22 protein-coding genes are annotated in these 23,810 nt (G+C 70.3%); 7 read left to right on the plus strand and 15 right to left on the minus strand.

What is annotated here, in order from left to right; translation table 11 throughout:
* The first annotated feature begins 27 nt into the window (after positions 1-27).
* Positions 28-204: a hypothetical protein gene (locus tag MMSR116_RS31445; RefSeq protein WP_010686258.1), complete on the plus strand. Its 177-nt coding sequence runs from the start codon at positions 28-30 to the stop codon at positions 202-204.
* 38 nt (positions 205-242) lie between these two features.
* Here the strand turns inward: MMSR116_RS31445 and MMSR116_RS22465 are convergent, their stop codons facing one another.
* Both MMSR116_RS22465 and ccrA read right to left on the minus strand, forming a co-directional pair.
* Complete coding sequence (locus MMSR116_RS22465) at positions 243-536, minus strand: alkylphosphonate utilization protein (RefSeq protein ID WP_010686257.1); 294 nt, start codon at positions 534-536, stop codon at positions 243-245.
* A 159-nt stretch (positions 537-695) separates the two neighbouring features.
* A complete protein-coding gene (ccrA, locus tag MMSR116_RS22470) occupies positions 696-1,982 on the minus strand; it encodes a crotonyl-CoA carboxylase/reductase (protein ID WP_010686256.1) in 1,287 nt (428 codons plus the stop codon).
* Between the two features lie 453 nt (positions 1,983-2,435).
* On the opposite strand from ccrA, the gene MMSR116_RS22475 reads away from it, so the two are divergent.
* Genes MMSR116_RS22475 through MMSR116_RS22485 form a run of 3 tightly spaced genes read left to right on the plus strand, consistent with a single transcriptional unit; the run spans position 2,436 to position 6,485 of the window.
* Positions 2,436-4,478 carry a protein meaA gene (locus MMSR116_RS22475; protein ID WP_010686255.1) on the plus strand — a complete coding sequence of 681 codons (2,043 nt, stop codon included), beginning with the start codon at positions 2,436-2,438 and terminating at the stop codon, positions 4,476-4,478.
* A 52-nt stretch (positions 4,479-4,530) separates the two neighbouring features.
* A complete protein-coding gene (locus tag MMSR116_RS22480; RefSeq protein ID WP_010686254.1) occupies positions 4,531-5,568 on the plus strand; it encodes a glycosyl transferase family 4 in 1,038 nt (345 codons plus the stop codon).
* Positions 5,565-6,485 carry an NAD-dependent epimerase/dehydratase family protein gene (locus MMSR116_RS22485; protein WP_010686253.1) on the plus strand — a complete coding sequence of 307 codons (921 nt, stop codon included), beginning with the start codon at positions 5,565-5,567 and terminating at the stop codon, positions 6,483-6,485. Before MMSR116_RS22480 ends, MMSR116_RS22485 begins: the two co-directional genes overlap by 4 nt.
* 18 nt (positions 6,486-6,503) lie before the next feature.
* Here MMSR116_RS22485 and MMSR116_RS22490 read toward each other — a convergent pair whose 3' ends face one another.
* The 7 genes from MMSR116_RS22490 to MMSR116_RS22515 all read right to left on the minus strand — a co-directional run bounded on the left by MMSR116_RS22490 (position 6,504) and on the right by MMSR116_RS22515 (position 12,627).
* Positions 6,504-8,504, minus strand: coding sequence for an SDR family NAD(P)-dependent oxidoreductase (locus MMSR116_RS22490; protein WP_010686252.1), 2,001 nt, complete (start codon positions 8,502-8,504; stop codon positions 6,504-6,506).
* Positions 8,505-8,615: 111 nt separating this feature from the next.
* On the minus strand, positions 8,616-8,774 hold the full coding sequence (locus MMSR116_RS31450; RefSeq protein WP_010686251.1) for a hypothetical protein: 159 nt from the start codon (positions 8,772-8,774) through the stop codon (positions 8,616-8,618).
* A 106-nt stretch (positions 8,775-8,880) separates the two neighbouring features.
* Entirely contained in the window at positions 8,881-9,732 is an 852-nt protein-coding gene (locus MMSR116_RS22495) for a DUF1206 domain-containing protein (RefSeq protein WP_010686250.1), read from the minus strand.
* Positions 9,733-9,864: 132 nt separating this feature from the next.
* Entirely contained in the window at positions 9,865-10,206 is a 342-nt protein-coding gene (locus MMSR116_RS22500) for a hypothetical protein (protein WP_010686249.1), read from the minus strand.
* A 47-nt stretch (positions 10,207-10,253) separates the two neighbouring features.
* Positions 10,254-10,817 carry a Uma2 family endonuclease gene (locus MMSR116_RS22505; RefSeq protein ID WP_039894353.1) on the minus strand — a complete coding sequence of 188 codons (564 nt, stop codon included), beginning with the start codon at positions 10,815-10,817 and terminating at the stop codon, positions 10,254-10,256.
* A gap of 57 nt (positions 10,818-10,874) precedes the next feature.
* Entirely contained in the window at positions 10,875-12,074 is a 1,200-nt protein-coding gene (locus tag MMSR116_RS22510) for a M23 family metallopeptidase (RefSeq protein WP_039894404.1), read from the minus strand.
* 85 nt (positions 12,075-12,159) lie between these two features.
* Complete coding sequence (locus MMSR116_RS22515) at positions 12,160-12,627, minus strand: peroxiredoxin (protein ID WP_010686246.1); 468 nt, start codon at positions 12,625-12,627, stop codon at positions 12,160-12,162.
* A 184-nt stretch (positions 12,628-12,811) separates the two neighbouring features.
* On the opposite strand from MMSR116_RS22515, the gene MMSR116_RS22520 reads away from it, so the two are divergent.
* A complete protein-coding gene (locus tag MMSR116_RS22520; RefSeq protein ID WP_039894352.1) occupies positions 12,812-16,258 on the plus strand; it encodes a DUF3971 domain-containing protein in 3,447 nt (1,148 codons plus the stop codon).
* Positions 16,259-16,471: 213 nt separating this feature from the next.
* On the opposite strand, the gene MMSR116_RS22525 is transcribed toward MMSR116_RS22520, so the two are convergent.
* Both MMSR116_RS22525 and MMSR116_RS22530 read right to left on the minus strand, forming a co-directional pair.
* Positions 16,472-17,245, minus strand: coding sequence for a ferredoxin--NADP reductase (locus MMSR116_RS22525; protein ID WP_010686244.1), 774 nt, complete (start codon positions 17,243-17,245; stop codon positions 16,472-16,474).
* 329 nt (positions 17,246-17,574) lie between these two features.
* Complete coding sequence (locus MMSR116_RS22530; RefSeq protein WP_010686243.1) at positions 17,575-18,525, minus strand: ring-cleaving dioxygenase; 951 nt, start codon at positions 18,523-18,525, stop codon at positions 17,575-17,577.
* 134 nt (positions 18,526-18,659) lie between these two features.
* Between MMSR116_RS22530 and MMSR116_RS22535 the strand changes: the two genes are divergently transcribed.
* Positions 18,660-18,944, plus strand: a complete 285-nt coding sequence (locus MMSR116_RS22535) for a type II toxin-antitoxin system RelE/ParE family toxin (RefSeq protein ID WP_039894350.1) — start codon at positions 18,660-18,662, stop codon at positions 18,942-18,944.
* Between the two features lie 36 nt (positions 18,945-18,980).
* On the plus strand, positions 18,981-19,304 hold the full coding sequence (locus tag MMSR116_RS22540; protein ID WP_010686242.1) for a HigA family addiction module antitoxin: 324 nt from the start codon (positions 18,981-18,983) through the stop codon (positions 19,302-19,304).
* Between the two features lie 29 nt (positions 19,305-19,333).
* Here MMSR116_RS22540 and MMSR116_RS22545 read toward each other — a convergent pair whose 3' ends face one another.
* The 4 genes from MMSR116_RS22545 to lspA form a co-directional block, all read right to left on the minus strand.
* Positions 19,334-20,629: a M16 family metallopeptidase gene (locus MMSR116_RS22545; RefSeq protein WP_010686241.1), complete on the minus strand. Its 1,296-nt coding sequence runs from the start codon at positions 20,627-20,629 to the stop codon at positions 19,334-19,336.
* 103 nt (positions 20,630-20,732) lie between these two features.
* A complete protein-coding gene (locus MMSR116_RS22550) occupies positions 20,733-22,142 on the minus strand; it encodes a M16 family metallopeptidase (protein ID WP_010686240.1) in 1,410 nt (469 codons plus the stop codon).
* A 161-nt stretch (positions 22,143-22,303) separates the two neighbouring features.
* Positions 22,304-22,963 (minus strand): hypothetical protein, encoded by a 660-nt coding sequence (locus MMSR116_RS22555; protein ID WP_010686239.1) that lies wholly within the window; start codon positions 22,961-22,963, stop codon positions 22,304-22,306.
* Between the two features lie 160 nt (positions 22,964-23,123).
* Positions 23,124-23,639: a signal peptidase II gene (gene lspA / locus MMSR116_RS22560; protein WP_010686238.1), complete on the minus strand. Its 516-nt coding sequence runs from the start codon at positions 23,637-23,639 to the stop codon at positions 23,124-23,126.
* Between the last annotated feature and the right edge of the window lie 171 nt (positions 23,640-23,810).

A 23,810-nucleotide genomic window follows, 5' to 3' on the forward strand; every position in this document is an offset into this window, starting at 1 on the left:
CCGCCACGGTTCGACGCGGGGCCCGGCATGAGCGACACGAACAACACCTTCAGGAAGGCGCCCAAGCGCAAGGCCGCCAAGGGCAAGAGCATCAGCGTGTCGCCGGAGATGCGGCAGGCCTACGCCGACCTGATCCAGGAGCGCGCGGAGAAGCAGGAGGCCTACGGCCGGCATCTGCCGCAGGACGAGACGCGGCGGCGGTAGCGCGAACGGTCAGGGGAAGCTGCCGCCCAGAAACGGCCTCAGCGCCTGCGCACGAACTCGGTGCGCAGCACCAGACCCTTGATGGTGGCGTGGCGGCAGTCGATCTCTGCCGAATCGTCCGTCAGTCGGATCGAGCGGATGACCGTGCCCTGTTTCAGGGTCTGGTTGGCGCCCTTGACCTTGAAGTCCTTGATCAGCGTGACCGAACCGCCGTCGGCCAGGACGTTGCCGGCCGCGTCACGGACGGCCGTCGCCTCGGGGGCAGCCGCACCGGGCGGGAGCCATTCGCCCGTCGCCGCGTCGTAGACGTAAGCCTCGTCGTCGCCACTCAAACCCCCGCCCCCTTTCGGTTCGGGGCCGGGTCCCGTCAGGATCTCCTGGGCCCTCCACCCGCGCGCCTTCCAGTACAGCGAGTCGGCGCGGGACGCCGGGAGCCGAGTTGATCGGCCCGGCCCCGCGCGAGAGCGACGGGGCCGGGCCGATCGAGAGCCTTACCGCTTCAACGGCCCGGCCTCGATCACGTCCTCGACCGTGCGCAGGCCGGCGCGCGGGGAGTTGACGAGGCAGGCCATGTTGCCCGGCGGGTGCTGGTTCTTCCACATCTTGGTGTGGGCCTGGGGGATCTTGTCCCAGGGGAAGACCTCGCTCATGCACGGGTCGATCCGCTGGTCGAGCACGAACTGGTTCGCCGCCGAGGCCTGCTTGAGGTGGGCGAAGTGCGAGCCCTGGATCCGCTTCTGCCGCATCCAGACGTAGCGGGCGTCGAAGGTGATGTTGAAGCCGGTCGTGCCGGCGCAGAACACCACCATGCCGCCGCGCTTCACCACCAGCGCCGAGACCGGGAAGGTGGCCTCGCCGGGATGCTCGAACACGATATCGACGTCCTGCTTGCCAGTGATGTCCCAGATCGCCTTGCCGAACTTCCGCGCCTCCTTGGTCCAGGCGTGGAACTCGGGGCTGTTGACCTTCGGGAGCTGGCCCCAGCAGTCGAAGTCCTTGCGGTTGATGACGCCCTTGGCGCCGAGGCTCATCACGTAGTCGCGCTTCGACTCGTCCGAGATCACCGCGATGGCGTTGGCACCGGAGGCCGCGCAGAGTTGCACGCCGAACACGCCGAGGCCGCCGGAGGCACCCCAGATCAGGACGTTCTGGCCAGGCTTCACCGTGTGGGGGGCGTGGCCGAACAACATGCGGTAGGCGGTGGCCAGCGTCAGCGTGTAGCAGGCCGCCTCTTCCCAGGTGAGGTGCTTCGGCCGGACCATGAGCTGGCGGGACTGCACCCGGCAGAACTGCGCGAAGGACCCGTCGCCGGTCTCGTAACCCCAGATGCGCTGCGAGGGCGAGAACATCGGGTCGCCGCCGTTGCACTCCTCGTCGTCGCCGTCGTCGCGGTTGCAGTGGACGATGACCTCGTCGCCGACCTTCCAGCGCTTCACCTTGGAACCGACCTTCCAGACGATGCCGGAGGCGTCGGAACCCGCGATGTGGTACTCGCCCTTGTGGACGTCGAAGGGCGAGATCGGCTCGCCGAGGCCAGCCCAGACGCCGTTGTAGTTGACGCCCGCAGCCATGACGTAAACCAGCACCTCGTCGTCGCCGATCTCCCAGACCGGCAGCACCTCGAGCTGGTGAGACTGCTCCGGCGGCCCATGGCGCTCGCGACGGATCGCCCAGGCATACATCTTGGCCGGCACGTGACCCAGCGGCGGGATCTCACCCATCTCGTAGAGGTCCTTGACCTCCCCGCCCGTCGGACTGATCGCAGCGCTCGCCGCCATCTCACTCTCCTCTCGTCCCGCGTGTTGCTCACGGCCGCGGTTCTCCTTCGCGCTATAGCGGCGATGTCGAGGGCGTCCAAGTGGGTCGAAAGTCGAAACCCCACGGTTTCCGACCTGAAAAAGCCGTCGGCAAAGGGCCGCCGCTCACGTATTCAAATTCGCCTTCCCGCGCGACCAAGTATTATTCGCCCGCCGCGTTGCAGGTCACAAGCCCGAGACCTTAGGCGCCGCTCTCGCGGACGTTTAGGTGGACTTTATACCAGCCACCGAAACAGGCGTGTCGGCGCCGGCACCCTCAAATCCCGCTGTCGTCGCGCACAAGTTTTTTAAAGGCCGTCGGCCGCATGCGGGAGGCTCTTGCACTTCCGTCGCGGATGACGCGTGGCCAAGCCTTCGCTACGGTGGCCGCACGACCGCGCCCGGCGCGGATACAAAGATCACACGGAGGCGAGGATGGGCGCGAGCGTCGCGGAGACCAAGAGCGACAAGTCGAGCCGCGATAAGCCCTGGATCATCCGCACCTACGCGGGGCATTCCACCGCGGCGGAGTCGAACAAGCTCTATCGCGGCAATCTCGCCAAGGGCCAGACCGGACTGTCGGTGGCCTTCGACCTGCCGACCCAGACCGGTTACGACCCCGACCACGAGCTGTCCCGCGGCGAGGTCGGCAAGGTCGGCGTCTCGATCGCGCATCTCGGCGACATGCGGACCCTGTTCCAGGACATCCCGCTCGCCCAGATGAACACCTCGATGACGATCAACGCCACGGCCCCCTGGCTGCTGGCGCTCTACCTCGCGGTGGCCGAGGAGCAGGGCGCGCCCATCGCCGCCCTCCAGGGCACGACCCAGAACGATATCATCAAGGAATACCTGTCGCGCGGCACCTACGTGTTCCCGCCCGCGCCGTCCCTCCGGCTCACCAAGGACGTGATCCTGTTCACGACCAAGAACGTGCCGAAATGGAACCCGATGAACGTCTGCTCCTACCACTTGCAGGAGGCGGGGGCGACGCCGGTCCAGGAACTCTCCTACGCGCTGGCCATCGCCATCGCGGTCCTCGACACCGTGCGGGAGGATCCGGAGTTCGACGCCGAGAGCTTCCCCGAGGTGTTCGGCCGGATCTCGTTCTTCGTGAACGCGGGGCTGCGGTTCGTCACCGAGATCTGCAAGATGCGGGCGTTCTCGGAACTCTGGGACGAGATCGCCCGGGAGCGCTACGGCATCGACGACCCGAAGAAGCGCATCTTCCGCTACGGCGTGCAGGTGAACTCCCTCGGGCTCACCGAGCAGCAGCCGGAGAACAACGTCCACCGCATCCTGATCGAGATGCTGGCGGTGACGCTGTCCAAGCGTGCCCGCGCCCGCGCCGTGCAGTTGCCGGCCTGGAACGAGGCGCTCGGCCTGCCGCGGCCCTGGGACCAGCAATGGTCGATGCGGATGCAGCAGATCCTGGCCTTCGAGACCGACCTCCTCGAATACGACGACATCTTCGACGGCAGCCACGTGATCGAGGCGAAGGTCGAGGAGCTGAAGGCCCAGACCCGCGCCGAGCTGGAGCGGATCGGCGGCATCGGCGGCGCGGTCGCCGCCGTGGAGACCGGGGCGCTCAAGCGTGCGCTGGTGGAGTCGAACGCCCGGCGGATCTCGGCCATCGAGGCGGGCGAGCAGATCGTCGTCGGCGTCAACAAGTGGCAGCAGGGCGAGCCGTCCCCGCTCACCGCCGGGGAGGGGGCAATCTTCTCCGTCTCCGAGACCGTGGAGATGGAGGCGCAGACCCGCATCCGCGAGTGGCGCGGCGGCCGTGACGAGCGGGCCGTGGGTCAGGCCCTCGACGCCCTGGAGCAGGCGGCACGCTCGGGCGCCAACATCATGCCGCCTTCCATCGAGGCCGCGAAGGCTGGCGTCACCACGGGCGAGTGGGGCGCCCGCCTGCGCGCGGTGTTCGGCGAGTACCGGGCGCCAACGGGCGTGACGCTGGAGACGGTCTCGTCCGGGGCGGCCGAGGAGGCCAAGCTCCTGATCGCCGATCTCGGCGAGCGGCTCGGCGAGACGCCGAAGCTGGTCGTCGGCAAGCCGGGCCTCGACGGCCATTCCAACGGCGCCGAGCAGATCGCGCTCCGCGCACGGGACGTGGGTTTTGACGTCACCTACGACGGCATCCGCCAGACCCCGGCCGAGATCGTCGCCAAGGCGCGTGAGACCGGCGCCCACGTGGTCGGCCTGTCGATCCTGTCGGGCAGCCACGTGCCGCTGGTGCGGGAAGTGAGGGCCAAGATGCGCGAGGCGGGCCTCGACTACATTCCCGTCGTGGTCGGCGGCATCATCTCGCCCGAGGACGAGCTGGTCCTCAAGAATATGGGCGTGCGCGCCGTCTACACGCCGAAGGACTACGCCATCGACCAGATCATGGTCGGCCTCGCCAAGGTGGTGGAGAAGCATCTGGATCGCCGCGACGGCCAGGAGGATCGGCCGCGAGAGGAGGCGCAGGTCTACTGATCGGGAAGACGCTCCCCCTCACGGTCGTCCTCGGGATCGCGTAGGACGGCGCATGCCGTCCGCGCTGCCCACGCTCATCCTGCTCGCCGTCCCGCTCACCGCCGCCTTGTCGGCCGGGCTCATCCTGCGGCTGCGTCCGCTCCTGCAGCGCTACGCGCTGGCGCGGCCGAACGCCCGCTCCAGCCACACGGTTCCGACCCCGCAAGGAGGGGGAATCGCCGTTGTGACGGCGCTTGTCACGATCTCGGGCCTGTTCATCGCGGCGCCGGAGATCGGCGGACGGCCGGACTGGATCTGGCTTGCCGGCTGCGCTCTGGCTTTGGCACTGCTGGGTGCCGTCGACGACATACGTCCCCTGCCGGCCGCGCTGCGGCTCGCCGCACAGGCGGCGGCGGTCGGCCTGCTGGTCTGGCATCTGGACGGGCGGCTGATACCAGGCATCCCATCCTGGCTCGAACGCGGCCTCGCCGTCGTCGCCGGCGTGTGGTTCGTGAACCTGGCGAATTTCATGGACGGGCTCGACTGGATGACCGTCGCGGAACTCGTCCCGGTCACCGGCGCCCTCCTGCTGCTGGGCCTTGCCGGCCCCCTGCCACCGCTGCCGACGATGGTCGCGGCCTGTCTCCTGGGCGCGATGCTCGGCTTCGCGCCGTTCAACCGGCCTGTCGCGACGCTTTTCCTCGGGGATGTCGGGTCGCTGCCCATCGGCCTCGTCACCGGCTGGCTGCTCTGGCATCTGGCCGTGGCGGGCAGCCTCGCAGCCGCCGTACTGCTGCCGCTGGTCTACCTGGCGGACGCCACGCTGACGCTCATCGCCCGGGCCGCCCGGGGCGAGCGGGTCTGGGAGGCGCATCGAGGACACTACTACCAGCGCGCCACCCTTAACGGACTGACGGTCTCGGGCGTGGTGGGTTCGGTGTTCGCCGTCAATCTCGCCCTGGCGGCGCTTGCCGCCGCGACCTTGCTTTGGCCGTCCTGGACGGTCACGCTCGCCGCTCTCGCGGCCGGACTCGCCCTGGTCGCGAGCCTGCTCCGCCGCTTTGCCCGCGCCCCGGCGCGGACTCCAGCCGAAGGTGCCACTCAGCCTTGACCGGACTCATCGCGCTCACCGGGGCGACCGGGTTCATCGGACGCCACCTGCTCGCCGATCTCACTGCGCGCGGCTACCGGGTCCGGGTCCTGCTGCGCCGGCCGACGGCTCTGCCGCAGGGCGCGGCGAGCGCGGTGGTCGGCGACCTGACGCGGCCGATCAACATGGCGGCGGCGCTGAGTGGCGTCGACGCGGTGGTGCATTCGGCAGGCCTCGCTCACGCCATGTCGGGGGCCCCGGAGGACGATTATCGGACGCTCAACACCGAGGCGACGCGCAAGCTCGCGGAGGCCGCGGCCCGGGCGAAGGTGCGCCGCTTCGTGTTCCTGTCGTCGATCCGCGCCCAGGTCGGGGCGAGCGCCCCCGGAACGGTCGGGGAGGGCGATCCCGCGGCGCCGACCGATGCCTACGGCCGCTCCAAGCTGGACGCCGAGCGGGCGCTCGCCGAGACCGGACTCGACTGGGTCGCCCTGCGCCCGGTCCTGGTCTACGGCGCGGGCGTGAAGGGCAACATGGCGGCGCTCCTTCGGCTGGCACGCACTCCCTATCCGCTGCCCCTCGGCGGCCTGGCGGCGCGGCGCTCGCTGATAGCGCTGGAGAGTTTGTCGAGTGCGGTCGATGTCGTGCTGCGGGCGCCGGAGCCGCTGAACCGGGCCGTTATCGCCGCCGACCCGGATCCGCTGAGCCTGCCTGAGATGATCGCAGCCCTGCGCCAGGGACTGGGTCGGAGCCCAGGCCTGATCCCGGTGCCGGTCGGGCTGCTGAAGCTGGCCTGCCGGGTGACCGGCCGGGACGCAGAATTCGCCCGCGTCGCCGAAGGACTGGTGGCCCGCGTCGACGGACTTGCATCCCTCGGCTGGCGTCCGGCCGGTCCGACTCGGGACGGGCTCGCGCGGCTTGCGCGCGACGGTGGATGAGCGTCCTGGGCGGCTGGATCAGCCGATGACGGCGGGCGTCGCGCCGGCGGGCGCCTTGAGTCCGGCATTGGTCCCAGTGGGGGATGCCGACGGACGCGCGGCCCGCTCCGTAGCGCGCTCCCTGAAATGCGGCACCGCAGCTTCGAAGACAGCCTCGGCGGCGGCCCGGTCGCCCGCCGCAACGGCGGCCCGCAGCTGCGCGACCCAGGCCTCGAGGCGGGCCCGGTCCGCGAAGACCGGTCGCGCCGCCATCACTCCGTCAATGCCCGGCAGGGCGACCCGGGGTTCCTCGCGGGCGAACAGGATCTCGTTGAGCCGCTCGCCGGGTCGCGCCCCGGTATAGGCGATCTCGATCTCCGCGCCGGGCTCGAAGCCGGCGAGCCGGATCATCCGCTCGGCGAGCTCAGCGATCCGGACCGGCTGGCCCATCTTGAGCACGTAGACGGCGGCGCGCTCCGACGCGGCGCCCCCGCGTGCCTCGCCGTCCGCGTGGGAAGCGGCCGTCAGCACGAGGTCGCAGGCCTCGCGCACGGTCATGAAGTATCGGACCATGTCGGGGTGGGTGACCGTCACCGGGCCACCCCGGGCGATCTGCGCCTTGAACACCGGCACGACCGAGCCGACGGAACCCAGCACGTTGCCGAACCGGACGGCGATCAGTCGGGTCGGATGGCCGGGCTTGGTCGACAGTTCCGCGTCGAGGGCCTGGGCGACCATCTCGGCGAAGCGCTTGGTGACGCCGAGTTGCGAGACCGGCTCGATCGCCTTGTCGGTGGAGATCATCACCAGCGTCCGGGCACCCGCCGCGACCGCGGCCTCGGCGACGTTGATCGAGCCGAAGACGTTGGTCTTGATCCCTTCCTGCCAGTCCCGCTCCAGATAAGGCACCTGCTTCAACGCGGCGGCGTGCAGCACGTAATCGGGACGGAACGCCGCGATCACCGCGCGGGTCCGCTCTCCGTCGCGGATATCGGCCAGGACGCCCGTGACCTCGGCCTTGGCGGCCAGGACCGCGGGATGGCTCAGGATACCGTGGAGCGCCGGCTCGGAGGATTCGAGCACCAGCACGGCGGCTGCCCCGAAGGCCACCGCCCGCAGGCAGATCTCCGAGCCGATCGACCCGCCGCCGCCCGTCACCACGACCCGGCGTCCGGTGAGGAACGTCTCCAGGCGCGTCCGGTCGATGGACACGGTCGGCCGCAGCAGCAAATCCTCGATTTCAAGGGGCGCCAGTTCCGGCCCCTGGACGCCCTCGCCAAGGCCGACGACGCGGGCAAGCGGCAGGCCGAGGCGCCGGGCGCGGGCGATCAGGTCGTCTGGGGCCGCCTCAGGTACGAGGGCGCTCGGCGCGGCCACGAGCCGCCGCACCGGCTCGCCGCGGGCGGCGAGATCGGCAACCACCCGCTCAAGATCCGGGAAGCCGCCCAGGACCGGCACGCCGCGCATGAACTGGCCGCGCTCGTCCGCCCGCGGCGACAGGATGCCTCGTGGCGCCAGCTTCCTCACCGAGCCGGCCTCGATGGCGCGGATCAGCACGTCGATATCGGCGCCGCGTCCGAGGAGCAGCGTCGGCACGGTGGCGGCCCGCGCGCTCGACTGCCGGGAGCGGGTGTCCTTGAGATAGCGGAACGCGAGCCGCGTGCCGCCGAGGAAGAAGATCTGCAGCACCCAGTAGAGCAGGATCGCGATCTTGCCGAAGAAGTAGAAGCCGTAGAGATCGGCCGAGACCAGGACCCAATCGGTGACCAGAAGCGCCAGCGCCAGCACGCTGGCCGCCCGGACAATGCCGGCGAGATCCTGCAACGAGGCGAAACGCCACTTGGTCCGGTAGAGGCGGAAGCGGCCGTAGACCAAGCCGGCGAAGACTAGGAACGGCGGCAGCAGCAGGGGTAGGGCATGCAGGCGCTCGGCCAGCATGCCGCCCTGGAAGCGGAACAGGAAGGTGAGCACCACGGCGGCAACGGTCGCCGCGAGGTCGTGGGTCACCATCACCGCGGTCTTGTAGAGGCGCTGCTGCATCGGGGGCCGGATGGGATGCCGCGGGGTATCCGCCGCGGCATCGGCGCTGTCAACGCACAGGGGACGGCGCGCCAAACGGAGGCGCGACCGCAGATCCGGCGACCCGTCCGGCTACTTGATGGGCGAGCCGGAAAACCCCGCCTTGAAAGTCCGCTGGTAGATGCGGCCCTTCACGGGATCAAGCTTGTCGAGCATCAGAATCCGGACGCGCTCGTTGAAGTCTTCCGTGGTCACCGTCTGTGCCCGGCCGGTGATCAAGATTCTCGCCATTATCGCCTCCACAACGTCGCCCAGAGCACTGAATTGCGCGGAGGGTTGTTTTTACTTGGGAAGCCGGCGTCAGATTACAATCAGAACAGATAATAAATCGTCGGACTCAAGTCAGCGCCCGGGCCGCGGCACCGGCCGCGTCGTCCACGCGATCGATGTCCGGCGCATCTATGTGCCGGTAGCGGGCCTGGATCAGCCCGAAGGCACCGAAGGCGACGTGGCCCGCTGCCGCCAGCCCGAGCAGAACCCAACCGTAAGGCTGGGCACGCAGCAGCGCGAAGGCTTCGGTCAGCCCTTTGGCGTCGGACGAGCGCTGGTGCCACGCCGCCGCCACGAGGAAGGCGCCGATGATCAGGAAGGCCAAGCCCCGCGCCGCGTAGCCGAACCGTCCGATCGGGCCGGCCCAGCGGTCACGGGCCCGCGCGTCGAGGCTGAGCCGGTCGGTGACGTCTCCGCGCCAGGCCTTGCCGAGGAAGCCGAAGCCGCCGCCAACGACCGCGAGACCGCCCAAGGCCACGAGCCAGCGGCCGAACGGCTTGGCGAGCAACCACGCGGTCCAGTCGTGCATGCCGTCGCCGCCGCCCATACCGAGACCGAGGCTGAGTGACGCCGCGCTCGCCGCGAGGCCGAGATAGAGTCCGGCGCTGATCAGATGGGCGCCGCGCACCGCGAGGCCCTTGGCCGAGGTGCCCCGCCGGTCGGCATCCGTGATTCCCTCGACGAGGCGCCAGAGGGCGAAGCCGACGAGGCCCAGCGCGATCAAGCCGACGATGGCCGCGCCGAACGGGCCGGCCATCACCGCCCGCAGGGCGTCCTTGCTGTCGCCAGCCCGCCCGCCGTGCCCGAGGGCCGCCAGCAGGGCCAGCGCGCCGACCACGAGGTAGACCCCCCCCCGGGCGCCGTAGCCGAAGCGGGCGATGCGCTCGATCGAGTTGCGACCGCCGGGGAAGGCGCTCATCGACGGAACCGGGAAGATTGGGATCGGTGACACGGCAGGAGCGGCATCGACGGGCGGCCTCCGGTGAAGCGGGACCGATCAACGCCCGGCGGCGCGCACCCGATCCGTTGCCGGCGCGACTTCGAGGCGGTCCTACATGGGCGTCCGGTCCGCCCGACCGGCGAGCGCCACGTAGAAGCCGAGTCCGTCCTGGGCCGGCAGGGTCTGCAGGCGCTCGATCAGGCCGCGGCGCTTCGCGTCGAGGAGCAAGCGTCCCGCCGGCTGGAACAGGGTCTCGCCGCCGCCGTCCGGGGGCGGGTCGAGCCGGATCGCCACAGTCTTGCCCTTGGCGAAACGGCTGCGCTCCAGCATGTCCTTCAGCGATGCCTCGGCGGTCGCCCGGTTGGTGCCCCGCAGGTCGAGCACCGACTCCGCGTCGGTCACGCCGAGGGAACCGCGCAGCTTGGCAGCGTAGAAATCTTCGAAATGGGGCAAGTCAGTGCCTTGATGCTTGGCCGTTCGATGATGTGGGGTGCCAGCGCTCAGAAGGCGAGGCCGCGGTCGATGTCGCGCACCGGCACAGCGCCGTCGAGGTCCGGCGGCGGCACGGTGCCGTCGAGCCCGACAGCCGCGACGCTCCAATCCTCGCCCGCCCGCCGCCAGACCGCGATCCGCGCCTCGTCGGAACAGACGATCGGGAATGTGCTGAGGCTCGGCACGGTCCGGTAGAAGTCGATCTTACGCCCGCAATCGAGGCTCATGGTCGTGGGGGAGAGAACCTCGGCGACGCGGAGCAAATCCGCGGCGCAGCCGTTCGGCACGGGCGGTCCGACTTGCACCACCACCTCGGGGATCGGTGCGACATCGTCCATGGCGTCGCTGAGGATCGCCAAACCGGGCATCGCACTGCAGCCTTTGCCGTCGGTGAGGTCGTCGTTTCGACGGATCAAGTCGGCGACGATCGCCTGATGCCGCTCCCGCGGCGGCGCCATGAGCACAGGTTCGCCGTCGAGCGGTGCCCAGCGCTCCTCATCCGGTCGCGGCTCCAGCCAGCGCTTGTATTCTGCGACGCCCTTGCGCGCGTCGCGCCTCACGGCCAATGCCACGGCAGCCTCCGATCGCGACTCAGAGGCTAGCACGGAGCGGGCTTTCCGGCGATGGATTCAGTCGGCGTTGAGCTGCGCCAAGGCGGAGGGCGCGCCGGCATCCAGGAAGCGCTGCGGATCCACCGGCTCGCCGTCGACCCGGGTCTCGTAGTGCAGATGCGCCCCCGTGGAGCGCCCCGTCGAGCCGACGAAGCCGACCACATCGCCCGCAGCGACGCGCTGACCGGGGCGCACGGCGATGCGGGCGAGGTGGCCGAACCGGGTCGTCAGGCCGCGGCCGTGATCGATCTCGACCATGTTGCCGTATCCCCCGGCGAACTCCGCGGCCGTCACCCGGCCCGACGCGGTGGCGCGGGCGGTCTCGCCGTACTCCGCCTTCAGATCGAGTCCGGTATGCAGGGCGAGGCCGCGGGTGAACGGGTCGAGCCGGGTGCCGAACGGGCTCGACACGGTGGCCGCGCCCCGGATCGGACGCCTCAGAGGCAGCGCGGCGGCGAGCCGGCGCAGGCGCTCGCCGTCGCCGAGGGCCCGGCGCACCAGCGCCAGGCCGGCCTCGAAGCCGGCCCCATCCAGCCCTCGAGCGTCCAGCGGAACCAGCGGGCCGCCGATGCCGGCGGTCGGGACGGGTGCGTCGAAGCGGCCGGGGTCGAGACCGGTGCGGCCGATCAGGCTGCGCAATTGCCGGACCTCGTCCTCGGCCCGGCCGGCTAGGCGGACGAGGCGCTCGCCCTGCGCCGCCTGCAGGCCGTCGAGACGCGCCTCCAGTCGGATGAGACCCAGCTCGGCGTCGCGCGCGCTCTGGCGCGGAAGCGGGCGGATGGCGGGGCGAAGCACGTCGGCCTCCTCGGACGGGCGCAGGAAGAGACCATCGCCGCCGGCATCGCGAGCCGATGGCAGTGCGCCTGTGACGACCGGATCAGACAAGCCTCGCCGTTCCAGGACCGTCAGGGCCGCCCCGCGCCGCTCCAGCTCGGTTTGACGCTCCAGCGCCGCCGAGACCCGGTCGCTCAGGGCCGCCTCGGTGCCGGCGCGGGCGCGCCGGTCCCGATCTAGCAAGTCCTGAAGGGTGACGATCCGCGCCTCATACGCGTCCCGCATCGCAGCCTGACGGGCCACGAACCCGGCGAGCACCTCGTCGTGGAAGACGATCAGGTACGAAGCCCCGAGGGCCCAAGTGAGGGCGAGACCGAAGCCCGCGGCGAGCCAGGGCATGGCCCGACGGGGCAGGACGCGCGAGAAGATCTTGGAACACAGCATCGGGACGGCCCCGCGGGAGCCGTCATTCAAGCCTCAGTAAGGTTAAAGATCCGTCGAGAGCCGGGTTGAGCCCGCTCGGCTTCCATCACGACAGGGCGCGGGCCGCCTCCAGCACGGCTTCGGCATGGCCCGGCACCTTCACCTTGGGCCAGATCCGGGCAATGCGGCCGTCGCGGTCGACCAGCACGGTGGTGCGCTCTACGCCCATGTACTTGCGGCCGTACATGCTCTTCTCGACCCAGACGCCGTAGGCCTCGAGGACGCCCTTGTCCTCGTCTGAGGCCAGCGGGAAGGCGAGCCCGTACTTGCCGCAGAACTTGTCGTGGCTCTTCACCGGATCCGGCGAAAGGCCGACAACCTTCACGTCGGCCTCCGCGAAGGCCGGCAGGAGCGCGTTGAACGCCTGCGCTTCCAGGGTGCAGCCGCTCGTGTCGTCCTTCGGATAGAAGTAGAGCACGATTTTGTGACCGCGGAGGGCGGAGAGCGCGACGCGACCTCCCGCGGAGGCGGGCAGGTCGAAATCAGGGGCGGAGTCGCCCTCGGACAAGGACATCGTGCCTTCCTTTCGGCCGATTGATGATGTGCAATCGATTGGGTGCGCGGCATCACAAGGTTGCGCCGTGCACGTCCGAGCCAAAACCGGAGTCGCGGCCGCTGTAAAGCGCGGGCGCGCTTCGATCCACCGGCCGCGGCGCCTGACGGTCCCGCGCGCAGAGCCCCCCGGAACAAGGGTCCCGATGGCGGACGAGACAACGTCGGCATGCAGACCCCGGGGGAGGGCACGGCGCGTCGGAGGTGTCTGCCTCGTGAGCGCCCTCGCTCTGGTGCTGCTCCTCGGCGCCGGGATCGGCGTTGTGGCCGTGCGCCTGTCCAATGGGCCGCTGCAGATCGACGGTCTCTCGCGCCGCGTCGCGACCGCGGTGGCCGAGCGGATCGGGCCCGGCTGGAGCATCGGGATCCGCGGCAGCAGCCTCGAGCTCGACCGCGAGAACGCCCTGAGGCTGCGTTTTTCCGGGCTCGATATCCGTAACCCGCAAGGTGCCCTGGTCGTCCGCGCACCTCTGGCGCTGGTCAGCCTGGACCTCTGGAGCCTGCTGCGGCTCAACCTTCAGCCGCGCTCCATCGAATTCCGCGAGACCCAGACCACCGCACTGGTTCACCGGGACGGGTCCATCGCCTTCGCGGCCTCGGAGGCCAACCACCCTGTCGATATCGAGCCGGTCACGCCGCCAAGCGTAGACGGAGTCCGGGGCAGCGTCTCGCCGCTCTCGGCCGCCATCGCGTCGATCTTCGGGGTGGTGCTCGATTCGAGCGGCGTAGTCGGAGCCCTCGACCGCGCCCGCGTGACCGACGCGCGCCTGCGCCTGATCGACGAGGACGGGCACGAGCGGGCGGTCTTCTCGCGCGTCAACGGGCTGTTCGGGCGCGATCCGGTGAATGGCACTCGCAACTTCGAGTTGCGTCTCGACGGACCGCACGGCGAGTGGCGCTTCGGCGGCTCGCTGCGCGATGGCGGCGAAGGGCGTGCGCGCTCAGGCGTCATCACGCTGGACGACCTGCCGGTGACCGACCTGCTCCTGCTCTCGGGCCAGTCGGGCCTGCCGCTGACCACGGATCTGAAAGTCTCGGCCCGCGCCGACGTGAGCCTGTCGGCGGGACGCATCCAGACGATGAGCGCCAAGCTCCACACCGGCGACGGCACGTTCCTGATCGAGGAGAAGGACTTCAATCCCGTCACCGTCGAGAGCCTGGACGCCAACCTGACCTGGGACGAGGCCGGCCGCGTCATGGAACTTGCCGGCCTGGATTATCGCGGGGCCGGCAACGCCGTGCACCTGACGGGGGCGTGGAAGGGGAGCCCTCCCGATGCGGGCACGACCTGGACCGCGACGCTGGCGAGCCGCGACGCCACCTTGCGCGGGGCGACATCGAAGGACGCGCCGGTGAAGATCGGCGCGCTGGATGCCCAGCTTTCCGGCCGTGACGGCGGCATCGCCATCGATGCGCTCACCCTGTCGGCCCCGGGCGTGTCGGGAACGATCACCGGGACCATCGGCACCTCGGCCGACGATGGGGGCCTCACGCTCCACATTGTCGGCCATGACGGCGAGGTCCGGACCGGACTGCGCCTCTGGCCCGAGCATATCGCGCCGCCGGCCCGGACCTATCTGGTGGACCAGCTGCGGCGCGGCCGCGTGGATTCCGTCGACATCCGGGTGAAGATGTCGGGCACGGTCCTGGCCGCCGCGACCCGGGGCGAGCCGGCGCCCGACGATTCGGTCCACATCAACTTCCACGTCTCGGACGCGGCGATCGACGTCACCGCCGACGCGCCGCCGGTGACGAAGGGCAACGTCGTCGGAACCATCACCGGGCGCTCGACCACGGTGCGCAACGTGACCGCCGAAGTCCACGGACCGGATGGTCGCGGACTCGCGATCTCGGACGGCAACTTCGTCATCCCGCAGATCACGCCGGACCGGGTGGTCGCGCAGATCGGCATGCGGCTCTCGGGTGGCGCCGACGGGATGGCCTCCGTCCTTCAGGCCAAGTTGTTCAAGAGCGTGATGAGCGTCGATCTCGACCCTGCCACGATCAAGGGCAGCGCGGATCTCCGCGTCGACTTCCCCCTCGATCTCAAGCACATCCCCGATCTGCCCGATCTTCCGGTGACGCTGACCGGCACGCTGGCCGACCTTTCGGTCGACAAGGTGATGGGCAAGGACCGGCTGGAGGCCGGCAAGTTCGCCCTGTCGTACGATCGGGGCGCCTTCGCGCTGAAGGGCGACGGCCGGGTCGCGGGGGCGCCCGTCTCGGTCGACATGCGCCAACCGAAGGTCGGGCAGCCCGGCGAGGCCGTGGTCAACCTCGCCCTGGACGATGCGGTCCGGAGCCGGAAGGGCCTGCCGACCGCGCCGCAGCTCACGGGCACGATCCCGGTCCGCGCCGTCGTGCCCATCGGCCGACCCGGTTCGGGAAAGCCGCCGATCAAGGTCGAAGCCGACCTCGCCAGGGCCGGGATCGACGGGCTTCTTCCGGGCCTGACGAAGCCCGCCGGCAAGGCGGGCCGGCTCACCTTCACCCTGGTGGACAACGGCCAGAGCCTCGAGCTGCGCGACTTCGCTCTCGACGCCGCCCCGGCCACAGCCCGCGGCAGCGTGACGATCACTCCGGACGGCGGGCTGGAGCGCGCGGACCTGACGAGCGTCAAACTCTCGCCCGGCGACGACCTGCGGGTGAGCCTCGATCGGATCGGGAGCGGCTACAAGGTCCTGGTCCGGGGGGCGGTGGTGGACGCGCGGCCGTTCCTGAAATCGCTCGGTGCGCCGGATCCCAAAGGCGGCAAGGAGGCGAAGGAATCGAACCCGAAGGATGTCGAGGCCGACATCCAGCTGCCGATCGTGACGGGCTTCAACGACGAGGCGCTGACCAGCGCGAAGCTGCAGCTCTCCCTCCACGGCAAGACTCTGCGCGCCGCCAACATCACCGGGCGGTTCCGGTCCGCCCCGTTCGCCGCCACGGTGACCCGCGAACGCGGGGCGCCGACGCTCGCCGTCGACGCCGCCGATGCCGGCGCGACCTTGCGCTTCGTCGACGTCTACCGCCGCATGTATGGCGGGCGGCTCAATGCCGGCATCGGCCTCAATGACGGCCCGCAATCCGGCGTGGTGCAGATCCGCGACTTCACCCTGCGCAACGAGCCGGCCCTGTCGAGCATCATGGCGCAGGGCCCGGAGGCGGCCGACACGGACGCGGCCCGCGGCCGCCGGGCCGCCCCGGGCCGGAGCGCCGGCGACGTCACCTTCGACCGGATGCGCGCCAACTTCGTGCGCAACGGGACCCGGGTCGATTTCAGCGATGCGGCGATCTCGAACGCCGCCATGGGCTTCACCCTGTCGGGCTGGCTCGATACAGGCCGCGAGCGCACCGACATGAACGGGACCTTCGTACCGCTGTACGGATTGAACAACGTCGCCTCGCAGCTGCCGCTGCTCGGGCCGCTGCTCGGCGGCGGGCACAACGAGGGTCTGTTCGCGGTCAACTTCCGCGTTTCCGGCAAGCTCGCCTCACCGGATGTGAGCGTGAACCCGCTCTCGGCGATCGCTCCGGGTTTCCTGCGCAAGCTGTTCAGCGCCGGGGGAGGCCCCTTCGCCGACGGCATGCCGGCGGTGCCGCAGCAATAGGGTGGCCGCCGTCCTACGGCGTGTCGATCAGCGCGCCGACAGGCGCGAAGCGGACCGTCTCGGGGATGCGGGAGGCCGATCGGCGCGGGCGGGAGAGAGCTTCGCCCCGCCGCCGACGGAGAGGCGAATCGCGCCGGACCGCCTTGGTGGGAACGCGGCACGAAAAAGCCCGGCGCGGCGAACCGCACCGGGCCGGCGCCAAGTCCGGAAAACCTACTTCTCCACGAAGGCCTTCTCGATCACGTAGTGACCGGCCTCGCCGTGGTTGCCCTCCTCGTAGCCGCGGCCCGAGAGCAGCTCACGGGTGTCGCGGATCATGTCGGGGCTGCCGCAGAGCATGAAGCGGTCGTTCTCGATCGACATCTCCGGCAGGCCGATATCCTCGAACAGCTTGCCCGAGACCATCAGGTCGGTGATCCGGCCGCGGTTGCGGAACGGCTCGCGGGTCACCGTCGGATAGTAGATCAGCTGGTTCGAGATCATCTCGCCCAGGAACTCGTGCTGGGGCAGGGTCTCGGTGATGGTCTCGCCGTAGGCGAGCTCCTGCACCTGCCGGCAGCCGTGGACCAGCACGACCTTCTCAAAGCGCTCGTAGGCTTCCGGGTCCTTGATGATCGACAGGAACGGCGCGAGGCCCGTGCCGGTGCCGAGCAGGTAGAGGTTCCGGCCCGGCAGCAGGTTGTCGAGCACCAGCGTGCCGGTGGGCTTCTTGCCGACGATGATCGGATCGCCGACCTTGAGGTGCTGGAGCTTGGAGGTCAGGGGCCCGTCCTGGACCTTGATCGAGAAGAACTCCAGCTCCTCCTCGTAATTGGCGGAGACCACCGAGTAGGCGCGCAGCAGCGGCCGGCCCTCGACCTCCAGGCCGATCATGGTAAACTCGCCGTTGCGGAAGCGGAACGCCGGATCGCGGGTGGTGCGGAACGAGAACAGGTTGTCGGTCCAGTGGTGGACCGACAGAACGCGCTCCTCGTAGAACTTGCTCATGGACGGATCAGACCTCGAATCCTCGGATGCTCGGCTCACGGCCCCGACGATTCGGGGCGCGCGGTTCGGCGGATCCCCGCCGCCCGGCTCGGGCGGGGGCGGATCCTCAGCACGTCCCCATGGGACGGCCCGCCGGGATCCGGACGATGAACACAGATACGCTGCTTCTTTCGCAGTTGCAGCACGCCCGTCAAGGCGCGCGGGGATCACACAGGCGAAAGAAGTGAACGACCTGGAATCGTTCGAATATTTAGCGTCATTCCGGAAGAGCTGCAGCCTCGCCGTGAGCATGGGAGGGTTGCCGCCGGGTGCACCGCCCCGGCCTGCTGTCAGGCGCGAAGATCGGGGCGGAGCGGCTTGAGCCCGGCCTCGATCTCGGCCCGGCGCGGCTCTAGGAACGGCGGCAGGGCGAGGCGCGCGCCCAGGGTTTCCAGGGGCTCGTCGGCCGTGAAGCCGGGCCCGTCCGTGGCGATCTCGAACAGGATGCCATTGGGCTCGCGGAAGTAGAGGCTGCGGAAGTAATAGCGGTCCACGGGACCGCTGGTCGGCACCCGGGCGGCCCGGAGCCGATCAGCCCAGGCGCCGTAATCCCCGTCCGGGATGCGGAAGGCGACGTGGTGCACGGCGCCCGCCCCCTGCCGGGCCTGTGCGGACGCGTCCGCGAGAAGCTGGAGCTCCGCGGCCGGGCCGCCGGGACCCATGGCGTAGACCTCGACCGGCCCGTCCTCGGTCTGGAACGCCCGGGCCCGGCGCATGCCGAGCACCTCGGTGAGGATTGCGGCGGTGCGCCCGATCTCCGGCACCGAGAGCCGGATCGGCCCGAGGCCGCGGATCTGGTAGGCCGCCGGCACCGGCGATCCGTCCCAGGGATGCTCCGGGCCGGTGCCGCCGTCATCGACCAGGGCGAGGCGCTGTCCCTCCGGATCCTCGAAATCCAGGGTCACGCGCCCGTCGCGGAGCACGGGCTCGGCCTCGACCATCCCGGCCTCGCGCAGGCGCGCGTGCCACCACGTCACCGCGCCCGCGCCGGGCACGCGCAGATGCGTGCGGGTGATGCTGTTGGAGCCGCGCCGTTCCCGGGCCGCCGGCCAGTCGAAGAAGGTGATGTCGGTGCCGGGGCTCGCCAGCCCGTCCGCGTAGAACAGGTGGTAGGCCGAGACGTCGTCCTGGTTCACCGTCTTCTTCACGAGGCGCAGGCCGAGCGTGCCGGTGTAGAAGGCGACGTTCTCCGCCGCGCGCGCTGTCACCGCGGTGAGGTGGTGGATGCCGGCGAGCTGCATGGGGGTCCGGGGGTTCGCGGCCTTCGGGCTCAGGTGGGAATCTTGATCGGTGCTGCGAGGATGGGGCAGGCGGGCGGCACTTGGTTGGGACGTATCACTGAGCGATACAGTTCGCGTCGTCCCGGGACACGGTCATGCCCATCCGGAGTGTCGCGAACGCGATGACGGAGGCGGTTTTCCAAGGTCGGCATCCCAGGAGCATTCCTGCCGCAATCCTCAATGTCGCGCGACGCAAGCTACGCCAGGTCCATGCGGCAGCATCTCTGCAAGATCTGAAGGTGCCGCCGGGCAACAAGCTTCACCCGCTGACGAAGGACTGTAACCGGCAGCACGCCGTTTGGATCAATGACCAGTTTCGGATTTGCTTCCGCTGGACCGAGACCGGCCCAGAGGCCGTCGAGATAGTCGACTACCGCTGATTGCGGGTGAAACCTGCGAGGATAGAGCAAACGACGATGGCCATTGCGTACGAGGCCGATACAACTCTCCCGCCGCTGCACCCTGGCGAGGTGCTGCGGGAGGACTTTCTCATCCCCCTGGGATTGTCCGCCGGTGCGATCGCGCGGGCCTGCCACGTACCCCGAACCCGGATCGAGCGGATTGCGGCCGAGCAGATCGGCATCTCGACCGATACGGCGCTGCGCCTCGGCCGGTATCTCGGCACGCGCGCGGACTTCTGGCTGAACCTGCAACGCCAGTTCGAGCTTGAGACGCGGAGCCGCACGCTTGGGCCGGAGATCGAGCGGATCGCACCTCTGGCCTCAGCAGAGGCCGCCTGAGCGCCTAAACGGGCTCAGGCGAGTGCTGCTCACAGCCCGACCGGACGACCCGCAGCGACCACCAGCATCCGGCCGTCCGCGAAGGTGCGGGCGGCGGCGCGGCGGATATCGGCCTGGGTCACGGCCGCCACCATCGCGTTGCGGCGGGCGATGTAGTCCATGCCGAGTTCCTCGAAGGCGATCTGCACCAGCTGGTGGGCGATCTTGGTCGAGGTGTCGAAGCCGAGCGCGTAGGAGCCGGTCAGGTAGTCCTTGGCCTTCTGCAGCTCGTCGTCGTCCGGCCCGTCGGCGATCAGCCGGTCGATCTCGTCGCCGATGACCGACAGCGCCTCGCCGACGCGCTCGTTCTTGGTGGCGGTGTAGCCCCAGGTCATCGCGGCCGAGCGGTGGCTGACCAGCGACGTTCCCACCGAATAGGCGAGGCCGCGCTTCTCGCGCACCTCCTGGAACAGGCGGGACGTGAAGGCGCCGCCGCCCAGGATGTGGTTCAGCACGTAGGCGGGGATGAAGTCGGGGTCGCGCCAGGGCACGCCGGCCATGCCGAACCGGATCACCGACTGGGGCACGTCGAGATCGACGACGACGCGGCGGCCGAGGTCGTGCACCTCGGTGCGCGGCACCGCCTTCAGCTCCCCGGCCTCCGGGAGGGTCCCGAAGGCGCGGTTCAGACCCTCGGCGAGCTGCTCGGCGCCGATCGCGCCGACCGCCGCCACCTTCACCCGGCCGCGGCCGATGATGCGGGCATGCATCGCCAGCAGGTCGTCCCGGGTGATCGCCGCGACGCTCTCGACCGTGCCGGAGGAGGGGCGGGCGTAGGGATGGCCGGCGAAGGCCTCCTTGAAGAAGCGGCGGGAGGCGAGCACGCCCGGATCGTTCTGCTGATAGCGCAGGCCGGCGATGACCTGGCCCCGGACCCGCTCGATCGCGTCCGGGTCGAGGCGGGGCTTGGCGAGCGCCAGGGCGAGGAGCCCGATCGCCTCGTCAGCGTGCTTGACCAGCATCTTGAGCGAGCCGCCAACGGCGTCGGGCCCGGCGTGGAACGACAGCTCGATCGCCCGGGCGGCGAGCCGCTCCTGGAACAGGTCGGAGGTGAGGTCGCCCGCCCCTTCGTCGAGGAGCCGCGCCAGCATCTGCGCGCAGCCGGACTTACCGGCGGGATCCTGCGCGGCACCGCCCTCGAAGGTGAAGGCCAGGGCGATCATCGGCACGACGGGGGATTCGACGTGCCACGCCTCGACGCCGGGAGCGGTCGACACCGGCAGCGCCGTGGTCGGCGAATTGGCGGCGGGGGCGGTGGTCTCGACCAGTGTCTCGGTCAAGCTCATGGGAACCTCATCTCTTCTCTCGGGCGGCGGCGGAGCCGGACAGGGCTCGCTTCGACGCGTCCCGCAGGCGGCCCAGGGCAGGGCCGCCGGGACGCGGCCGTCGCTACTCGGCGGCCATCGCGACCGGGGCGTCGGGATCCTGCGCCTTCGTCAGGTAGCCGGTGACCGAGCGGGCCGGCGTCAGCCAGTGCTCGGCGGCGCTCTTGAGGCGGTCCTGCGTGACCGTCTCGATGTCGGTCGGCCAGCGGCGGACCTCCTCGATGGTCTCGCCGATCGCCAGCGCCGAGCCGTAGATGCGGGCGAGCGACGACTGGCTGTCGGAGGAGTAGACGGTCTCGGCCACCAGGCGGGTCTTGGCGCGCTCGATCGCCTCCGCGTCGAGGGCCTCCGCGGGGGCGCGGCGCAGCACCTTGTCGACGGCCTCCTCCAGCTTCTCCAGGGGTACGCCCTCGGCGGGGACCGCGTAGACGGAGAAGCGGGTGTCGTCGATCGCCGAGCCCATGTACCAGGCGCCGGCATTCACCGCGAGGCCGGTCTCCATGACCAGCTTCCGGTAGAGGTAGGAGGTCGAGCCGCCGCCCAGCACCTCGGCGAGGAGTTCCAGATCGTGGCAGCCGCCGTTCCGGGCGGTGATGCAGGAGGGGGTGAGGTAGAGCCGCTGCAGGGTCGGCTGCTCGACCTTCGGGTCGGCGACGGCGACGCGGCGCAGGGCCTTCGGCTCCGGCTCCCGCGCCCGCAGGCGCTCCGGCCGGGCACCCTGCGGCGCAACGCGGCCGTAGGTGGTCTCGGCGAGGCGCCGGACCTCGTCGGGGGTCACGTCGCCGGCCACCACCAGGATGGCGTTCTCCGGCGTGTAGAAGCGCTTGTAGTAGGCCAGCGCGTGCTCGCGGTTCAGACCCTCGATCTCGTGCATCCAGCCGATGATCGGGATCCCGTAGGGATGATGCACGAACAGGGCGGCGGCCATCGCCTCGGAGAGCTGGGCGGAGGGGTCGGTCTCGACCCGCATGCGGCGCTCCTCCAGCACCACGTCGCGCTCCGGCGCAACGACGGCGTCGTCGAGGACGAGGCCGCTCATGCGGTCGGCCTCGAATTCCATCATCGTGCCGAGGTGGTCCCGGGCGACCCGCTGGAAATAGGCGGTGTAGTCGTAGCTGGTGAAGGCGTTCTCCTGGCCGCCCAGGCCCGACACCGCCTTCGAGAAGGCGCCGACCGGGTGCGTCTCGGTCCCCTTGAACATCAGGTGCTCGAGGAAGTGGGCGATGCCCGACTGTCCGAGCGGATCATCCGCCGAGCCGTTGCGGTACCAGATCATGTGGGTGGCGACGGGCGCCCGGTGGTCGGGGACGACGACCACGTCGAGGCCGTTGTCGAGGGTGAAGGCCGTCACTTCCGGGCCGCCCGCCTCGGAACGCCCGAACGGCGCGGCCTCGCCCCGGCCGGCGCTGCCGCCGAAGGACGAGCCCGGACGCAGCGGGAAGAGGTGGGGCGTCGCCTTCCTGAACAGGTGCATTCCGCTTTCCTTCTGCCGGCCCCGGACCCGGCGTCTCACGTCGGGACGCACGCGCGAATCGGGACCGTCCTGATCTCCGGGCGGCAAGAGCCGTACCGGGTCGAACGTCACATGTTGCCACGCCGAGTCGCCGTTGCAACGGCGACACGGCGACCTCGCTACTACTGGGCGCGCTGCCGGAGATAGGCCCCGGGATCGGCTTCCTCGCGCTCGCGGCTGGCGTTGTTGATCGGATCGCTCGACGACGGGCGGGCCAGCTTCTTCGGCGACTGGCGGTATCCGGTGGGCGGATCCGTCAGGACGTCGCGGTTCGGCTCGACGTCGGAGGGCTCGGCATTGGCGCTCTTGCCCTTGAGCAGGTCGAAGGCGCTGAGCAGGCTGTCGTCGCGGGTGTTGTCGCCGGGCTTGCGCTCGGCCTCGGTGGTCAGGCTCGCCCCGGCGCGACGGCCGCCCCGGATCTCGTCCACCGAGAGGGTGGCGTTGTTGTCGTCGTAGCGGCCGCGGGCCTGATTGCCCGACGGGCGGCGGCGCTCGGCGGCGGCGCGCTCGCGCTCGACGATCTCCGGGTCCTTCGGCCAGGCCGTGCTGGTGGAGCGGGCCCGGGGCTGCGGCAGGACCTTGCCGTCGAGCTTGGGCGGCATCACCAGCGGCGGGCGCTCATGATAGTCGATCGGATCCTGGCGCTTCTCCAGGAGGCCGATGCCCGAGAGCGCGTCGCGCATGAACTCGCCGCGCTCCTGCGCCCGGGCACCGCCTGCGCCGACGGACGCCAGGACGACCGCGGCGGAAAGGAGGGGACGAAGCCTGCGATGCCCGGTCATGCTGCCTCACGGGTTCCGGCCGGGAGGTCCGGCTCGGGGACGGCCGCGGCGCGGCCTGATCCGACGGGTCCCGGCCTGAGGCCGGTTTCCGGCGATCGTATGGCGCCTTGACCACGTTGCGCCAGGGCGGTGGTGCAGATGGACCTGTGTGTTGCGCGGATCACCGGCGCGGCGCGGGGTCGCCCGCGGCGGGCTCCTTCTGCGGCCGCCGTCCGGCCGGGGACAGGCTGTCGAGGATCAGGCCGATCACGCCCGCCACGATCGCCGCGTCGGCCACGTTGAACACGTACCAGGACCAGCGGCCGGCATGCAGGTGGACGAAGTCGAACACCGCGCCGTAGGCGGCCCGGTCGATGGCGTTGCCGAGCGCACCGCCGACGATGAGGCCCAGCGCCACCGCGAGAAGCCGCGAGCCCGCCCGGCGCATCCAGATCCCGAGGCCGAGGGCGGCGGCGAGCGACAGGATCACGAGGAACCAGCGCCCGAAACCGCCCTCCTGCTGGAACAGGCCGTAGGATACGCCCCTGTTCCAGACCACCACGAGGTCGGCGAAGGGCGCCAGCCGCCAGGGCTGCGTCAGCACGAGGTCGGTGCCGAGATACAGGCCGAGCTTCGAGGCCTGATCGAGGATCAGGGTGAGGAGGAGGGCCAGGAGGCCGGCACGGAAGGGGGTCATGAGCGCTGACCGAAGAAGCGCTGTCGCGCGCGCGCCTCTCCCTCCCCCCTCTGCGGGGGAGGGTACCCTGCGAAGCAGGGGGGGAGAGGGGAGCAGCGGTGCAGAAGAAGGCAGCGGCCTTCATGACGGTCACGCCGCATCCGGAAGCCGCGCTCCCCCCTTGCGGGACTT

Origin of the sequence: Methylobacterium mesophilicum SR1.6/6 (genome assembly GCF_000364445.2) — a bacterium.
In the GTDB taxonomy this organism is placed as follows: Bacteria; Pseudomonadota; Alphaproteobacteria; order Rhizobiales; family Beijerinckiaceae; genus Methylobacterium; species Methylobacterium mesophilicum_A.

Excerpts from the sequence above, each read along its gene's own strand:
- MMSR116_RS31445 (WP_010686258.1), top strand. The coding sequence starts at position 28 with ATGAGCGACACGAACAACACCTTCAGGAAGGCGCCCAAGCGCAAGGCC.
- ccrA (WP_010686256.1), bottom strand. The coding sequence starts at position 1,982 with ATGGCGGCGAGCGCTGCGATCAGTCCGACGGGCGGGGAGGTCAAGGAC.
- MMSR116_RS22475 (WP_010686255.1), top strand. The coding sequence starts at position 2,436 with ATGGGCGCGAGCGTCGCGGAGACCAAGAGCGACAAGTCGAGCCGCGAT.
- MMSR116_RS22480 (WP_010686254.1), top strand. The coding sequence starts at position 4,531 with ATGCCGTCCGCGCTGCCCACGCTCATCCTGCTCGCCGTCCCGCTCACC.
- MMSR116_RS22490 (WP_010686252.1), bottom strand. The coding sequence starts at position 8,504 with ATGCAGCAGCGCCTCTACAAGACCGCGGTGATGGTGACCCACGACCTC.
- MMSR116_RS31450 (WP_010686251.1), bottom strand. The coding sequence starts at position 8,774 with ATGGCGAGAATCTTGATCACCGGCCGGGCACAGACGGTGACCACGGAA.
- MMSR116_RS22495 (WP_010686250.1), bottom strand. The coding sequence starts at position 9,732 with ATGAGCGCCTTCCCCGGCGGTCGCAACTCGATCGAGCGCATCGCCCGC.
- MMSR116_RS22510 (WP_039894404.1), bottom strand. The coding sequence starts at position 12,074 with ATGCTGTGTTCCAAGATCTTCTCGCGCGTCCTGCCCCGTCGGGCCATG.
- MMSR116_RS22515 (WP_010686246.1), bottom strand. The coding sequence starts at position 12,627 with ATGTCCTTGTCCGAGGGCGACTCCGCCCCTGATTTCGACCTGCCCGCC.
- MMSR116_RS22520 (WP_039894352.1), top strand. The coding sequence starts at position 12,812 with ATGGCGGACGAGACAACGTCGGCATGCAGACCCCGGGGGAGGGCACGG.
- MMSR116_RS22525 (WP_010686244.1), bottom strand. The coding sequence starts at position 17,245 with ATGAGCAAGTTCTACGAGGAGCGCGTTCTGTCGGTCCACCACTGGACC.
- MMSR116_RS22530 (WP_010686243.1), bottom strand. The coding sequence starts at position 18,525 with ATGCAGCTCGCCGGCATCCACCACCTCACCGCGGTGACAGCGCGCGCG.
- MMSR116_RS22535 (WP_039894350.1), top strand. The coding sequence starts at position 18,660 with ATGCCCATCCGGAGTGTCGCGAACGCGATGACGGAGGCGGTTTTCCAA.
- MMSR116_RS22540 (WP_010686242.1), top strand. The coding sequence starts at position 18,981 with ATGGCCATTGCGTACGAGGCCGATACAACTCTCCCGCCGCTGCACCCT.
- MMSR116_RS22545 (WP_010686241.1), bottom strand. The coding sequence starts at position 20,629 with ATGAGCTTGACCGAGACACTGGTCGAGACCACCGCCCCCGCCGCCAAT.
- MMSR116_RS22550 (WP_010686240.1), bottom strand. The coding sequence starts at position 22,142 with ATGCACCTGTTCAGGAAGGCGACGCCCCACCTCTTCCCGCTGCGTCCG.
- MMSR116_RS22555 (WP_010686239.1), bottom strand. The coding sequence starts at position 22,963 with ATGACCGGGCATCGCAGGCTTCGTCCCCTCCTTTCCGCCGCGGTCGTC.
- lspA (WP_010686238.1), bottom strand. The coding sequence starts at position 23,639 with ATGACCCCCTTCCGTGCCGGCCTCCTGGCCCTCCTCCTCACCCTGATC.